The organism is Maribacter sp. MS6 (assembly GCF_056839185.1).
Map to the genome: position 1 here is coordinate 751,577 of NZ_CM166389.1, position 14,976 is coordinate 766,552.

Annotated in this window: 12 protein-coding genes; 5 read left to right on the forward strand and 7 right to left on the reverse strand. The window is 39.4% G+C overall.

The window, feature by feature from the left end; all coding sequences use genetic code 11:
• Positions 1-27: 27 nt before the first annotated feature.
• The gene (locus tag MS6x_RS03455; RefSeq protein WP_482607137.1) at positions 28-1,581 is read right to left on the reverse strand and encodes a protein adenylyltransferase SelO; all 1,554 of its coding nucleotides are present in this window, start codon (positions 1,579-1,581) and stop codon (positions 28-30) included.
• 638 nt (positions 1,582-2,219) lie between these two features.
• On the opposite strand from MS6x_RS03455, the gene MS6x_RS03460 reads away from it, so the two are divergent.
• Genes MS6x_RS03460 through MS6x_RS03470 form a run of 3 tightly spaced genes read left to right on the forward strand, consistent with a single transcriptional unit; the run spans position 2,220 to position 4,842 of the window.
• A complete protein-coding gene (locus tag MS6x_RS03460; protein ID WP_482605372.1) occupies positions 2,220-3,248 on the forward strand; it encodes a sensor histidine kinase in 1,029 nt (342 codons plus the stop codon).
• The gene (locus MS6x_RS03465; protein ID WP_482605373.1) at positions 3,245-3,952 is read left to right on the forward strand and encodes a LytR/AlgR family response regulator transcription factor; all 708 of its coding nucleotides are present in this window, start codon (positions 3,245-3,247) and stop codon (positions 3,950-3,952) included. The genes MS6x_RS03460 and MS6x_RS03465 overlap by 4 nt, the downstream gene beginning before the upstream one ends.
• Before the next feature lie 5 nt (positions 3,953-3,957).
• Positions 3,958-4,842, forward strand: a complete 885-nt coding sequence (locus MS6x_RS03470; RefSeq protein ID WP_482605374.1) for a dienelactone hydrolase family protein — start codon at positions 3,958-3,960, stop codon at positions 4,840-4,842.
• Between the two features lie 144 nt (positions 4,843-4,986).
• Here the strand turns inward: MS6x_RS03470 and MS6x_RS03475 are convergent, their stop codons facing one another.
• On the reverse strand, positions 4,987-5,940 hold the full coding sequence (locus MS6x_RS03475) for a sugar phosphate isomerase/epimerase family protein (protein ID WP_482605375.1): 954 nt from the start codon (positions 5,938-5,940) through the stop codon (positions 4,987-4,989).
• Positions 5,941-6,385: 445 nt separating this feature from the next.
• Between MS6x_RS03475 and MS6x_RS03480 the strand changes: the two genes are divergently transcribed.
• Both MS6x_RS03480 and MS6x_RS03485 read left to right on the forward strand, forming a co-directional pair.
• Complete coding sequence (locus MS6x_RS03480; RefSeq protein ID WP_482605376.1) at positions 6,386-7,105, forward strand: TonB-dependent receptor; 720 nt, start codon at positions 6,386-6,388, stop codon at positions 7,103-7,105.
• A 221-nt stretch (positions 7,106-7,326) separates the two neighbouring features.
• Positions 7,327-8,859 carry an outer membrane beta-barrel family protein gene (locus MS6x_RS03485; RefSeq protein ID WP_482605377.1) on the forward strand — a complete coding sequence of 511 codons (1,533 nt, stop codon included), beginning with the start codon at positions 7,327-7,329 and terminating at the stop codon, positions 8,857-8,859.
• Between the two features lie 285 nt (positions 8,860-9,144).
• Here the strand turns inward: MS6x_RS03485 and rfbD are convergent, their stop codons facing one another.
• The 5 genes from rfbD to MS6x_RS03510 form a co-directional block, all read right to left on the reverse strand.
• Positions 9,145-10,005: a dTDP-4-dehydrorhamnose reductase gene (gene rfbD / locus MS6x_RS03490; RefSeq protein WP_482605378.1), complete on the reverse strand. Its 861-nt coding sequence runs from the start codon at positions 10,003-10,005 to the stop codon at positions 9,145-9,147.
• Positions 10,006-10,015: 10 nt separating this feature from the next.
• Complete coding sequence (gene rfbC, locus MS6x_RS03495; RefSeq protein WP_482605379.1) at positions 10,016-10,570, reverse strand: dTDP-4-dehydrorhamnose 3,5-epimerase; 555 nt, start codon at positions 10,568-10,570, stop codon at positions 10,016-10,018.
• A 400-nt stretch (positions 10,571-10,970) separates the two neighbouring features.
• On the reverse strand, positions 10,971-12,224 hold the full coding sequence (locus MS6x_RS03500; protein WP_482605380.1) for an NAD(P)/FAD-dependent oxidoreductase: 1,254 nt from the start codon (positions 12,222-12,224) through the stop codon (positions 10,971-10,973).
• Between the two features lie 2 nt (positions 12,225-12,226).
• A complete protein-coding gene (locus MS6x_RS03505; RefSeq protein WP_482605381.1) occupies positions 12,227-13,234 on the reverse strand; it encodes a 4-hydroxyproline epimerase in 1,008 nt (335 codons plus the stop codon).
• Between the two features lie 4 nt (positions 13,235-13,238).
• Entirely contained in the window at positions 13,239-14,969 is a 1,731-nt protein-coding gene (locus MS6x_RS03510) for a DUF885 domain-containing protein (RefSeq protein WP_482605382.1), read from the reverse strand.
• Positions 14,970-14,976 lie beyond the last annotated feature (7 nt).

A 14,976-nucleotide genomic window follows, 5' to 3' on the forward strand; every position in this document is an offset into this window, starting at 1 on the left:
CCATGAAGTACAACCTAATCCTATTTCCTAGGAGCTACAGGAGAGCATGGAACAGCCTACTTTATTTCTGGCCCAATCGGGACGCTTTGCGAACCATTTTTCGTTTTCTGGTTGTTCGTCATAAGGTTTTTTTAATAGTTGAAATAACTCATCAACCAGTGTATAATTGCCCGTATCGGCATCTTCTATTGCGAGTTGCGCCATGTAATTCCGTAATACATATTTCGGATTTACCAAGTTCATAGCTATAGTACGTTCGGTATTGCTCTTGGTTTCGAGTTTAAGGCGTTCTTCATAAACTGAAAACCATGCCGACCACTCCTCACCTATTTTACCTTTCAGTTCATCTGGTTTGTAAAATGCATCCGAGACTACTTGCAATCCATTTTCAGCCTCCTTGAAATTTGCCAGCTTTCTAAAGAAAAGGGTCATATCGGTCTCCGTCAGCTGTAAAACACGTTCCAATTCGGTAATCAACACTCCGTCTTTGGCGTTTATCTCAAACAGACCTAATTTTGATTTCATCATATCCAAATACGCAATATCTACCTCCTTTTGATATTCCGCCAGAACATTTTGTAAGGGTTCTGCTTCTCCGACAAGGGGATACAAGGCATTCGCTAATTTGAATAGGTTCCATAAGACGATTTCTGGCTGTGTTCCATACTTATAGCGTTTGTGTGCCCTATCTGTGGTGTTAGGCGTCCAACCATGGTCGTAATCCTCCAGCCATCCGTAAGGGCCATAGTCAATTGTCAATCCTAAAATAGACATATTATCCGTATTCATTACCCCATGAACGAACCCGACGCGCTGCCAATGAATCACCATCTCCATACTTTTTAGTGCAACCTCCTTAAAGAAGGAAACATAGACTTCTTTAGAAGGTGTTCCCAAATGTAAAAAGTGGTTTTTTAGAGTATAATCTACCAGAATTTTAAGGGTTTCATCATCCTGCCTAGCTGCCAATATTTCGTAATTTCCAAAGCGTAAAAACGAGGGTGCAACACGACAGACTATAGCTCCTTTTTCATAATCGGGATTGCCATCGTACATGACATCCCGCAGCACTTTATCTCCACTTAATACCAAAGACAAAGCCCTGGTGGTGGGTACCCCTAAATGAAACATCGCCTCACTGCACAGGTACTCCCGAATAGAAGACCTTAAAACTGCCAATCCATCTGCTGTTCTAGAATAGGGCGTTTCTCCTACTCCCTTTAGTTGTAAGGCCCAAATTTTGCCCGTGTGCGCAATTTCAGCCAGATTTATCGCACGACCGTCCCCTAACTGACCAGCCCAATTTCCAAATTGGTGTCCGCCATAACACATCGCATAAGGCTTTGTATCAGGTAAAAGTTCGGTGCCTGAAAAAATAGTTAGAAAATCCTTTTCATCAACGGTATCATCCAAACCGAGTGCCTCCATCATTTCTGGCGATCTGTGAATTAAGCTAGGATTTGATGGCTTTTTTGGTGTGACATAAGAAAAACAGGCGTTGGCAACTTGTCGCCTTATGTTTTCTAATACAGGATCTGCGGGCAACTCTTTATTAAACCTGTCTTTTATGTTGAACTTTATTGTCAAAATGGGTTCTTTTCTTATTGCAATTGTTTAATAGGTGCCCTCACATTTAATTTTATTAAATGTAATTGCAACCCCTATACGCAAGATAGTTTTCTTCTGTGAATCTAGTATGCCTAGATGCTTAAGAAATGAACTTTTATTCTTTAATAAATTTCAAAATAAAAAATGTAGGTTACATCTCGAATTTAGAGTTTTATAACGATGCTAGAGCATAAGAACCATCGATTAACCCCAAGAAGCGCTTCTGACCAGAAAATTTCTTAACATTTTCCTTGCCTAAACCAAAAACGAATACCAAAGGTTACAAACCCAACTACTTGGCTAAAATTCTACAGGTAGATTTTGAGCTATATGCTCTTCCTTTCTGTAATACCGGAAGTAAAATCAAGAGTTAGATTGCAAACCATTTCATTGCCAGGATTTGAATTTCACACAATATTGAATATTGACAATTAATAAGATTTGAAATCCATAAATAAGCGTTATTGACAGTATCATATTTTCGGTTATACGAGCTACTTTGGCTCACCTCTCAACAACGCATCTCGCTATAAAACAGACGTTCACATGGCTAAATGGGTCGGTAACGGTTTTGTTTTTCCTTCTTTAGCTTAAAATACTACTTTTATAACATGGCCAGGAAAATTTCATTTTTTAATAGCACATCCAAAGAAGTTATATTCCAAATTCTACTTCATCTGGTACTCTTTATCTTCTTTTCTTTTGACCGCAACGAGCCAAAGATACACGAGTACAAAATTGTTGCGTTTATCAACTACGCCATAGGCGCGCTGATTATAAATTATATATTGTTGACCCGTTTTTTCTATCAAAAAAAATACCTGCTCTTCTTTTTTTATGTTGCCATTGTTGTCGCTACAATTATTGCTGTTGAAGAGTTGGTATTGGAGCGTATTTACTTTCCCGATACGAGAGGTACGCGCTTTCCCGGAGTCGTCTACAGTCTGCTGGATGTAATGCCGGTGATTATGATTTTGGCAGGTTTCAAGTTCGCATGGGATGCTTCTACCAAGCAAAGGGAAGTTGAAGAATTACGAACATCCGTAAAAGAGAGTGAACTTCAATTTTTAAAATCACAGATTAATCCGCATTTCCTTTTCAATAATCTTAATAACCTGTACTCGTACGCTATCGAACAATCACCCAAAACACCTTCAATAATTTTAGAACTTTCGTCGGTACTACGTTATATGTTGTACGATTGCAAGGAAGACTTTGTTGCTCTTGGAAAAGAGATAGAGCACCTTAAAAACTTCACCCAGCTAAATGAACTTCAGATAGAGGACCGTGGCAAGGTCACTTTTGTGGCAGAGAATATACCGTCCGAATATCTCATAGCACCACTAATATTAAACGTGTTTATAGAAAATGCCTTTAAACACAGCACCGCCAGTCAATCCGAGGATATCAGTATCGACATCCGTATAAAAATAGATTCCAACGGTCAATTGAATTTTGAGTGTACCAACTCCTTTAGACCGGTTACGAATACAGACAAATTAAATAATGGTATTGGTCTTAAAAATGTAAAAAAACGACTACAATTATTATATCCAGATGCACATACGTTGTTAATTAGCGATGATGATCAGCGATATTCAGTACATTTAAAGATGAACTTAAAATCTGGTTTAGAATGATTCGCTGTATCATCATAGAAGACCAACCACCAGCGCAACGGGTTCTTAAAAAATATATCGCCGATGTAGGCAATATGGAATTGAAAGGTACCTTTGCCGATGCCCTGCAAGCTATGGAATTCTTGAAAACAGTTGGGGTGGACCTTATTTTTTTAGATATTCATTTACCAAAAATATCTGGTATCGACTTTTTAAAAATGCTTTCTGAAAAACCTAAAGTAATATTAACTACCGCTTTTCCGGATTACGCCCTAGAAAGTTATGAATATGACGTAACGGATTATCTGTTGAAGCCCTTTTCCTTTGAACGTTTTGTGCAAGCCGTATCAAAAATTGACACAAGTTCTTCCGAAAAATCCCATGAACCAACTAGCTCGGTAACAGATTCAAAATCAGAAGTTATATTTATAAAATCGGGTTATGAATTGATTAAGTTAATCGTATCGGATATATGTTTTATACATTCCGATGCCGATTATACAGAAGTTTTTACGACCGAAAAAAAATATCTTTCACAAGAACCCTTAAGATACTGGGAGGAAACCTTAGATCACGAACAGTTTATCCGTACCCATAGATCCTACATCCTCAATATTTCTAAAATTGAAAAAATAGTGGGGAATCAAATACTTTTGGAAGAACAGACCCGTATCCCTATTGGAAGGGCATACAAAGAAAACTTTATGCAACACGTATTAAAATAGACAATATGAAAAAGTTAAAAAAAGAAGACATTACCCAAGAAGTTTTTGACCTTTACGACGATTATGCCCATGATCGTATTCCAAGACGTTTGTTTTTAGACAAGCTCTCTACGTATGCAGTTGGTGGAATTACCGTAGGTTCCCTGCTAGGTTTCATTTCTCCAGACTATATTAAAAAAATTCAGATACCTCAAGACGATGCAAGGCTGAACAGTAGTTATATTGAATATGATTCTCCAAAAGGAGGCGGTACAATTAAAGGGTTGCTTTCCAAACCTGCAGACAGCAAAACAAAACTACCGGGGATTATAGTTGTACATGAAAACCGGGGATTAAACCCACATATTGAAGATGTAGGAAGGCGTGCGGCACTTGCAGGTTTTATTTCCTTGGCACCGGATGCATTAACGCCTTTAGGCGGCTATCCTGGCACCGACGATGAAGGTCGTGAATTACAGCGAAAACGGGATAGAAACGAAATGCTAGAAGACTTTATTGCCGCGTTTAACCACTTAAAAAATCATCCAGAATGTACTGGTAAAGTGGGTGTGGTAGGTTTTTGTTTTGGCGGATGGATATCCAACATGATGGCCGTAAAAGTACCGGAGCTTGGAGCAGCAGTTCCCTTTTATGGCGGACAACCTACAGAAAATATTGCAGCTATAAATGCCCCTTTAATGCTTCATTTTGGGGAATTGGACAAACGCGTTAACGAAGGCTGGCCAGCCTACGAAGCGGCACTTAAAGAAAACGACAAGGAGTATGTTGGTTATATGTATGACAATGCCAATCACGGCTTCCATAACGATACGACGCCAAGATATGATCGTGAAGCGGCCGAACTGGCATGGAAACGTACCATCGACTTTTTTAAGGAGAAGTTGAGTTAAAAGAAAAGTAGCTAGCATCGGTCTTTTCAAATCACAAAACCTAGGAAAAAGTACTTATTCCAAGGTATGAAATAGAGAATCCGCCTTCCCGTTAAAACTGGTAAGCGGATTCTGTCTATTTTGAATACAACGGTTTTGGTTATATCACTCAAACCCAAATTCATCCAAACCTTTATGACTTATTTTAATAGCCTCTAAAGGTTCTAGGCCGTCAAAAGTCCTGTCTTGCTCTACCATATAATAGCGCATACCGGATTTTTCATTTTGAGCTAGGATTTTGGAAAAATCTATAGTACCCTTTCCTACCGGTGCAAACCTGCCTTGTTCGTCCATATCCTTAACATGCCATATTTTAAAACGCCCTGGATATTTATCAAAATATGCTAATGGATCTGCTCCCGCTTTGGTAACCCAAAAGAGGTCCATTTGAAAATTCACCAACTCTGGATTACAATTTTCCAATAAGTAATCTATCGGAACTATACCATCCGCATCTTTTACAAATTCAAAATCGTGATTGTGGTATAACAATTCAAGACCGGCTTCTTTCGCTTTCGCTCCTAATGTGTCCAAGATTTCGGCCAAGTTCTTTGCACCGCCGGTCATGCTCATCTTTCTTGTGGCCCGATCCACCTTAAAAAGACCCATCGGCGGAACAGGAATTACGAAATACTGAAATCCGGCTGCTTTTACATGGGCCATCATAGCATCGGCATTTTCTAAAGTTACAGCTCCTTGGTGGGTGCTTACCGGACTTAAATTTAAACTTTCCAAGTACGATTTAAAATCCTCAGGCTTCATATTATAGAACATTCCGTTATCATACCCTGCTGCTTCAACATAGCGATATCCAGCATCGGAAACGGCTTTTAGAGTTTCCTTAGCATCGGAGCCCATGGCATCCCTAAGTGTGTAAAGTGCCAATCCGCCAAAAGTGGAATTGTCCTTATTAACAGTAGTCGTTTTGCTTTCTAAAGCGTCTACCTCATCAGATGCCTTACTAGGCGCATCTTTACAAGATACATTTCCTATTAGGCATACTATCATAAACAGGCTTATTACCGACATTAGCCCTTTTAATTTTTTCTTCGTTCCCATTATATTTCTATTTACACTGAGCCCTAAATGTAAGAAAATGTAAACTGAATACGGACCATTACCACTTAATTATTTATAGACCTGGCACCCAGCTAGCGTACAAAATTTGAAATTCTTTGATTTGGAAAATACAGAACTCTAAGAAGGCGATATGGAAAGTAAAGGTTACCGCAAGCAACTAAAATGAATCCGACCAAGACATCTTGTAGAATAAAAAAAAGCTTTCCCTCTAACAATCTTCGATAATAATAATAAACATAGCTGCGCAAGAGCGCAACTGCTCTCGAGCGCAACTTTCCACGAACATAACACAGCAATTTAAAGTGTTAACATTTCTTTAGGGTCGTTCGCGTTACTACTACTGTCGTTTAGAGAATAGATGAAATAGCTAAACATTTAATGATCATTTTTGTTACATAAGTAATCATATAAATTTCCAGTTCCAATGACAAAACAATTTTACACCGCTATCTGTTTGCTATTTCTGTTTACCACTGTAGCTATGGCTCAGGAACGGGATGTTTATATTAGCGGTACCGTATTGGACCAAGAGAACAACCAACCCTTGGAATATGCCACGTTGGTCATACAAAGTGTTGACGACCCCTCTACAGTTTCAGGTGGAATTACGGATATAAATGGAAAATTCAAGGTAGCGACACCTCCAGGAAATTATAATTTAAGGGTCGAATATATATCCTATCAATCTTTCGTAAAGAACAACCAAGAAATTTCTAAATCTTTAGATTTAGGCACCATACGCTTATCCATTGATGCTACTCAGTTAGAAGAAATGGTGGTTGTAGGGGAAAAAACAACGGTGGAAGTACGACTAGACAAGAAAGTGTACAATGTTGGGAAAGATCTTACCAATAGCGGAGCTACCATTAGTGATGCCTTGGACAACATACCCTCTGTAACTGTAGACGTTGATGGCGCTGTAGCCTTGAGAGGTAACGGAAACGTAAGAATTCTAATCAACGGTAGGCCCTCTGCCCTAGCTGGTTTTGGTTCAACTGATGCGCTTCGTCAACTACCAGCGGATGCGATTGAAAAAGTAGAGGTTATTACGAGTCCGTCAGCACGGTACGATGCAGAAGGTACCGCAGGTATTTTGAACATTGTATTAAAAAAGAAAAGACCCGCGGTCTTAACGGTACCATAAATACTACCGTTGGTTTTCCTAGCGCGGCTTCACTTACCGCAAATCTTAACTTAAGAAAAGAAAAGTACAATATCTTTACGACCTTAGGATATTCTTATCGTGAACCACCAGGAAACGGATTTGCGGACAATACCTACTTTAGTGACGACAGTCAGTTCGATAGAATTAAAGAAGTCCGCGATATCAATAGGATAAATAGTGGTTTTAATCTCAACCTAGGTATGGAGTATTTCTTAACGGAAACCTCCTCACTTACAGCAAGCGCATTCGCAAGGACAAATGACGGGGAAGATATTACCTCAAATATAGCCACAGGATTTGTAGGGACCGAAATTAGTCGTGTTACCCTGCGCGTGGAAGACGAACAAGAAGAGGAAAAAAGTGCACAATTTTCCCTTAACTATAATAACGATTTTAATGAAGAGGGACATAAACTTACCATTGATCTACAGCTGTCGTACGACGAAGAGTTTAAACCAACACCAATTATAGAAAATCAAACCTTTCCTACTATAGCCCCGATTGCAAATCTGAATATAGAAGAATTGGAGCTACAAAATGAATATTTAGCTCAGGTAGATTATGTGTTACCAATGGGAGATGCCCAATTTGAAGCAGGGTACCGAGGTAATTGGGAACAGTCGGATACGGATTTTTATCTCGAAGAAGAGCTTGATTTAGGTTCTGGTGTTTTTGTTCCAAACGCGGGACTTGTCAACCGTTTCGTTTTTAACCAGAACGTGAATTCATTTTACACGCAATATGGAGATAAGTTCGGTGATTTTTCTTTTCTGGCCGGACTTAGATTAGAAAACACCGAACTTAAGGGAGAAATTATAGGTGCAGATGTAGAACGTTTACAAGAGATTATAGGCGAGGGAATAGACATTAATTTTGATAAGAATTACTTAGGACTTTTCCCTACATTGAACCTAATTTATGAGTTGGCAGAAAACGAAAATATAACCTTAGGATATAATAGACGAATCAACAGGCCCCGAGGACGATTTATCAATCCATTCCCATCCCAATCTAGCCGTACCAATATTTTTCAAGGTAATCCTGATTTAGACCCGGCCTTTGCCAATGCATTTGATTTAGGATATTTGAAAAGATGGGACAAATTGACCTTGACCTCATCTGTGTATTATCAAAAAGAGACCAATTCTTTTGAACGTATACAAGAAGAAACGGGACAGGTGACCAGCGATGGTATCGTAGTCATCCGCTCTATACCCATTAACTTGGCCACTAACGAGCGTGTGGGCGCAGAACTCGGATTGTTGTACAACCCTACCAAATGGCTTCGATTAAACGGTAGTTTTAACTTCTTTGAATTCAATTCGGAAGGAGAATTCAACGGGGTAGATTTTGGGGCAAAAAATACAAGTTGGTTTTCCAGATTTAGCTCAAAAGTAACACTCCCAGGTAAAGTAGATTGGCAGACCAACGCCTTTTACCGTGGGCCTACGAATAATGCACAAACTCAAAACGAAGGTATATTTACATTGAATTTGGCATTTAGTAAGGACATTCTTAAAGATAACGGCACACTGGCATTAAATGTGAGTGACCTTTTAAATTCAAGAAAAAGAATATCGTCAACGGAGACTCCATTTTTTACCTCGGAAAGTGAGTTTCAATGGCGGGAACGACAAATTACGCTTTCTTTTGTCTACCGTATCAATCAGAAAAAGAAACGCGGTGAGGGAAGACAACGTGGCGGAGATGATGATGATGATGGCGAATATTAGAATTTCTATTGACAGATGCGCTCACGTAGGATAAAAATAGCGTAGTGCGATTTCATTCAAATCCTACTGTACGCTACAAACATCGCTGATTATTTCCTCAACAATTTATTTGGTATTAAAATAGGGAGATGCTACTGGCGCCACAAGTGAATCTTCAGCAAGGGAACAAGAAATAAAGAAAATATATATTTAGGTCTTATTCAAAGCAAAATGAACTACTAACTTCAACATCCAAGTGCTTTGGATAATTGTACTAATAGGGCATTTTTAGCTGACAAATTTTATTTACTGTAAGTTGTAATTCTGTAGTGCCAACTTAAGACTGTCGCGCCAATGGGGAATCCGTAAATCAAAAGTCGATTTTACCTTAGCCTTATCCATTACGCTATAACTTGGCCTTCTGGCTGGCAAAGGATAATCTACGGTCCTAATTGGTTTTAGCGCTACATCTATATTAGATTCTTCAAATATTGCCTTGGCAAAATCGTACCAGCTGGCTACCCCTTCATTACTATAATGATAGATCCCATATGCTTCTGTATCTTTTTGTATGAGTCGAAGAATAATTCTTGCAAGATCACCAGCATACGTAGGGCTTCCAATTTGGTCAAAAACAACGGAGAGACTTTCTCGTTCACTCCCAAATTTTAGCATTGACTTCATAAAATTGCTTCCGAACTCGGAATACAACCACGATGTTCTAATGATAAAGTAGCCTGTCAAAATTTTACTTACTTCCAGTTCGCCTCTATATTTAGAGAGACCGTATGCACTTATAGGCTCAGGGGTATCAAATTCGGTATACGGTATACTCTGTTTTCCTGAGAAAACAAAATCGGTGGAGACCTGTATGAGTTTTGTTTCACTCTCATTACAAGCTAACACCAAATTTTTAACTCCAAGACCATTAATAGCATTGGCTTGTGCAAAATGTTCTTCCGCTGCATCTACATTGGTGTAAGCGGCACAATTAATACAATAATCGTAGGTAGTTTTTCTAAAAACTTCTGCCACGGAATCTTTATCGGTAATATTAAGTTGATCAGATGTACAAAAGGTAAAGTTTAAAAGGTCATCAGTTTTTGCAATCGATTTAATGGCCGAGCCTAATTGTCCGTTTGCTCCGGTAACTAAGACATTCATCATACGTTAGAGATTATAAGGCTGGTTTTTCCGTTTGATTAAAATAAGGTAGAACAAAATCTTTATCAGAGATAATGAGTTCGCTATCGGGAAGTTGCCAATCTATGGCAAACTCAGGGTCATCATATCTAATACCTACTTCGGCTTCTTTATGATACAAATTATCACATTTATAAAAAAATGTTGCCGAGTCACTGAGCGTAAGAAAACCATGGGCGCAACCCCGAGGTATAAATAACTGTTTGTTATTCTTTTGGGAAAGAGTAGTGATAAATACATTTTTATAGGTAGCAGAATCATTACGAAGGTCCACGACAACATCTAAAACTTCCCCATCTAAAACTCTTACCAGTTTTGCTTGGGCATATTTCCCTTTTTGATAATGCAAACCCCTGAGCACACCTTTTGAAGATTTAGACTGGTTATCCTGTACAAAATTTACAGGGGCACCTATAATAGCATCAAATTTTTGCTGATTATAGCTTTCAAAAAAATAACCTCTCTTATCAATAAAAATACTAGGCTCCAATATATAACATCCTTCTATGGTTGTAGCTTCTACTTTCATTATGTTCGCAACATCTTTTTGTTTGTTAACAGCGTAAAAAATAACTGGCTGAAGCAATTTGCAGAACTGCTACCTGCTAAGATAGGGCATTTTTCAGGTACATGAACTTACATAGCTAGATTTCAAAACTCCAAACTGTTATAGCATTCGTGCAGCCTATATTTCACAAAGTAAGACGTTAAGTACATCAATAGTCGTGAAAAAGAATTCAAAAAAAAGAATTTTTCTTTTGATCATAAATGAACGGGGACTTATTTTGGCTAAGTAAGGCGCGACACTTAAAAGCATCACATGACTTTGGTGGAGCCATTAAACTGTAACCAACATATGCTAAATAACACCTTGTATTTTTGGGTTTCGTCTAAAAGACCAACATAGACAAGGTGTCTAAATCAAAAAATTAAGTAAACCTCCGCTCCGGTCTAAATGCATCAATCCCCATACTAGTTTTTTTGCCATCCACTATTTCCGAGACCAATTTACCAGTTGCTGGACCAAGACTCCAGCCCATCATGGCATGTCCTGTAGCGAAAACAAGATTATTATAATCCTTGGACCTACCAATATAAGGCATACCATCAGGAGAAACGGGACGCATTCCAGTTTTGGCATTATCGATTTCTTCTTGTTTAATTTCCAATTCCGGATAAAAACGTTTGGCTCCGTTGGCGATGGCCAATACCCGTTCTTTTCTAACGATGTTGTTAATTCCTGTAAATTCCATCGTACCAGCAAAACGCGTGAATCCCTTCATAGGCGTAACCGCCATTTTTGCCTCCATAAGGATTGCCGGCATACCTATACCAGTTTCTCTTTCTACGTTGATGCGATAGCCCTTGCCAGCTTGCAAAGCTAATTTTATATTCAATTTTTTGGATAATTCCCCAGACCAAGACCCCGCGGCCATTACGACCTCATCTGCCTCATAGGACCCCTTATCGGTCACTACTGTAGCTACTTTTGAATTGGCTACGTCCATATCCAATACCGTTTCATTGGTCCTGATTGCAACTCCCACGCTTTTAAGGTAGTTCAACATTTTAGGCATAAACTCGGTCGGGGTGGTATGGCCGTCACATTCGTAATGTATCGCGCCTTTTGCATCGATTCGGATATTGGGTTCTATGGTATCCAGCTCATTTTTATTCAGTTCGCTGACTTCTAATCCTAGGAAGGCAGCTTTTTTGGCTACCTCAGCCTCGTGTTCGTAGGCCGCATCTGTCTGATATAACATCAATAGGCCTTTACGCTCTAGTTGAAAGCTACCCAAATCTCCCGACGCCTTAATATCGGCAAATAATTCTCTACTAATGATGTTGATGTCCTTGATAATAGGTATGGCTTTTTCTACTTTTTCTTTGGTAGATGATTTATGAAAATACCAGGACCATTTCATAAAATCCCAATCCAGTCTTGGTTTCATGTAAAATGGACTGGCAGAATTGAACATCATTTTAATGCCTTGGGCAATCATTCCAGGAGACGCCAAGGGAATGACATGACTAGGGGTAAGATATCCGGCATTCACAAAAGACGCTCCAGACGTAATGTCCGACTTGTCTATTACCGTTACTTCATTGCCTTGTTTTTGTAAAAAATACGCAGAACAGAGTCCAACAATACCACCACCTACAATTACTATATTCTTTCCCATACCTATATCACTTGAAACCCATATGCATATGGATCGTCATCATCTATTGTTATTGTGTTCTGACCGTAAATCTTGGCCCATCCCTGTATACTGGGAATGATAGCAGGTGTTCCTTTTAAATCCGTTTCCTCTTCTACCCTACCTATAAACTTGGAACCTATATAACTTTCATGTACAAAAGGTTCTCCTTTTTTCAATTTACCTTTTGCGTGCCACTGCGCCATCCGAGCCGAAGTCCCCGTGCCGCATGGCGAACGGTCTATAGCCTTATCACCATAAAAAACTGCGTTTCTGGCGGTGGCATCCGGAGACATCGTATCTCCTGTCCAGAGCATATGACTCACATCCTTTATGGTTTCATCTTCAGGATGTATAAACTTGCCCTGGTATTTTTCATTTATTTTAGCCCGCAGTTCCTGACTAAACTGAATTAACTCACTTGCCGAAAAATCTTGAATACCAGAAAAATTCTGTTGCGGATCTACAATGGCGTAAAAATTACCTCCGTAGGATACGTCAAAAACCAAATCTCCCAAAACGGAGGAGGTAATGGTTAAATCCGTTGCGGCTAAATACGATTTCACGTTGGTCAATCGTACCCAATCTACTTTATTTCCCGTTTGCTGATAAGCAATTTTCACGAGTCCTGCGGGAGTTTCCATGCGAACTTCCCCAGGAACTTTAGGAATAATCAAACCTTCTTCTATGCCTATGGTGATAGCACCAATGGTACCGTGACCGCACATAGGCAGGCAACCACTCGTTTCTATAAAAAGAATTCCAAAATCGTTATCCGAATCAGCCGGAGGATAAAAGATACTACCGCTCATCATATCATGTCCTCTAGGTTCATACATCAAACCTTTACGGATCCAATCGTACTCCCTTAAAAAATGCTGACGCTTTTCGCTCATGTTCGCACCGATAAGCTCAGGGCCACCATGTTTTATAACCCGTACCGGATTACCACAGGTATGGGCATCTATACAAACAAAAGTATTCTTGGGCATGTACTTATTTCGTTTTTTGAATGTAAGCGTTTATTCGTTTTTCTAAAATAGGCAATGTAACCGTTCCCTGCTCCAATATAATTTCATGGAAGTCACGAATATCAAATTTAGTACCCAACTCCTTTTCTGCCTTAGCACGTAATTCGCGAATTTTTATCTCACCCATCTTATAAGAAATTGCCTGTCCGGGCCATGCAATATAGCGATCGGTTTCGGTATTCACTTCGTGTTCCGAAAGTGCCGTATTTTCAAGCATATAGTTAACGACCTGCTCGCGTGTCCAACCCTTAGAATGGATTCCCGTATCCACTACCAATCTACAGGCGCGCCACATTTCATAGGTATATTTCCCAAACTCCTCGTATGGAGTCGTGTAGATACCTAATTCATTCCCTAGAAACTCGGTATACAAGGCCCACCCCTCTCCGTACGCTGATAGATAGGTATTCTTTCGAAACTGGGGAATACTGTCTCCTAATTCACGATTTAAACTTCCTTGTAAATGATGACCGGGAACGGCCTCATGAGCGGTTAGCGACGGTAAGGTATATAAAGGCCTACTATCCAGTTTATAGGTGTTCACCAAATAAAAACCCGGTTGCGTATCAGAAGACGGACCCGAATAACGACCACCTGTGTATTTAGGAGCAATAGCATCGGGTACTTTTATAACTCCGTAGGGTCTTCTAGGAAGGGTATTAAAGAATTTAGGGAGCTCGGCATCAATACGTTTGGCAATATCCCTTGCATTCATTAATAGTTCTTTTCCTGTTTTGGCATAAAACTGCTCATCGGTACGTAAAAAGTTCAAAAACTCATTAAAATTCCCTTTAAAACCGACTTTTTCGATTATTTTTTTCATTTCAGACTTTATACGGGCTACCTCAGCCAATCCGATAGCATGGATGTCATCTGCCGAGTACTCCGTTGTAGTCGTGTAATAGTTAATTCTATTCTGATAAAATTCCCGTCCGTTAGGGGTTTCCGATATGCCTAAAGCTTTTCTAGTTTTGGGGATATACTCGGTCTCAAAAAACTGCTTTATTTTTTTGAACGAAGGCACTATGTTTTTTTCGATTGCGATTTGCGCAGCGGTTAAGATAGAATCGGACTGTGCTTTGCTCAAGGTAGATGGCAAACTGATAAATGGCTCGTAAAATGCACTTTGACTAACATCATCTACAATATGAATATCATACGTAGATTCATACCCCTTAAAAATGACCTGAGGTTGGGAAATGCCTTTTTCAATTCCTTCCCTAAGGAGTACCAAATGTTCATCTACAAAAGTGGGCACTGCATTCAAGATGGTCAAATACCTAACTGCATCCTTATGGCTTAAAATGGGTTTTATGCGATAGTTTAAGTTAAGATGAAAGCCTTGATCAGCTTGAATTGGATTCAAATACATTTCATACGCATACTCATCTATTGTATTCTGTAGCCTGAAACGCAAAAGTTCATAAGAAATCTGCTCGGTTTCCGACAAATTAGAGAAATCTACTTTCTCTAGCTGACTTAACTGGGCTTGTGCAAAATCGGCTTGCTTCTTTTCCAATTCGGCCAAGTGCCTTCCTAAAGGATACTCCGCGTAGTCGTACACGCGAAACTCCGATACCGTATCGATAATATTTTCCAATGCCTCAGAATTGGTCACCTGGGCAAAAGCAAATGCGCTCCCAAGTAATAAAACACTTAGAATTGTCCGAGTGGAACTTATAATATGATTGCGCATTTCAGAT

Bases quoted from the DNA above. Each gene is read 5' to 3' on its own strand.
- MS6x_RS03460 (WP_482605372.1), top strand. From the start codon at position 2,220: ATGGCCAGGAAAATTTCATTTTTTAATAGCACATCCAAAGAAGTTATA.
- MS6x_RS03465 (WP_482605373.1), top strand. From the start codon at position 3,245: ATGATTCGCTGTATCATCATAGAAGACCAACCACCAGCGCAACGGGTT.
- MS6x_RS03470 (WP_482605374.1), top strand. From the start codon at position 3,958: ATGAAAAAGTTAAAAAAAGAAGACATTACCCAAGAAGTTTTTGACCTT.
- MS6x_RS03475 (WP_482605375.1), bottom strand. From the start codon at position 5,940: ATGGGAACGAAGAAAAAATTAAAAGGGCTAATGTCGGTAATAAGCCTG.
- MS6x_RS03480 (WP_482605376.1), top strand. From the start codon at position 6,386: ATGACAAAACAATTTTACACCGCTATCTGTTTGCTATTTCTGTTTACC.
- MS6x_RS03485 (WP_482605377.1), top strand. From the start codon at position 7,327: ATGGAGTATTTCTTAACGGAAACCTCCTCACTTACAGCAAGCGCATTC.
- rfbD (WP_482605378.1), bottom strand. From the start codon at position 10,005: ATGATGAATGTCTTAGTTACCGGAGCAAACGGACAATTAGGCTCGGCC.
- rfbC (WP_482605379.1), bottom strand. From the start codon at position 10,570: ATGAAAGTAGAAGCTACAACCATAGAAGGATGTTATATATTGGAGCCT.
- MS6x_RS03500 (WP_482605380.1), bottom strand. From the start codon at position 12,224: ATGGGAAAGAATATAGTAATTGTAGGTGGTGGTATTGTTGGACTCTGT.
- MS6x_RS03505 (WP_482605381.1), bottom strand. From the start codon at position 13,234: ATGCCCAAGAATACTTTTGTTTGTATAGATGCCCATACCTGTGGTAAT.
- MS6x_RS03510 (WP_482605382.1), bottom strand. From the start codon at position 14,969: ATGCGCAATCATATTATAAGTTCCACTCGGACAATTCTAAGTGTTTTA.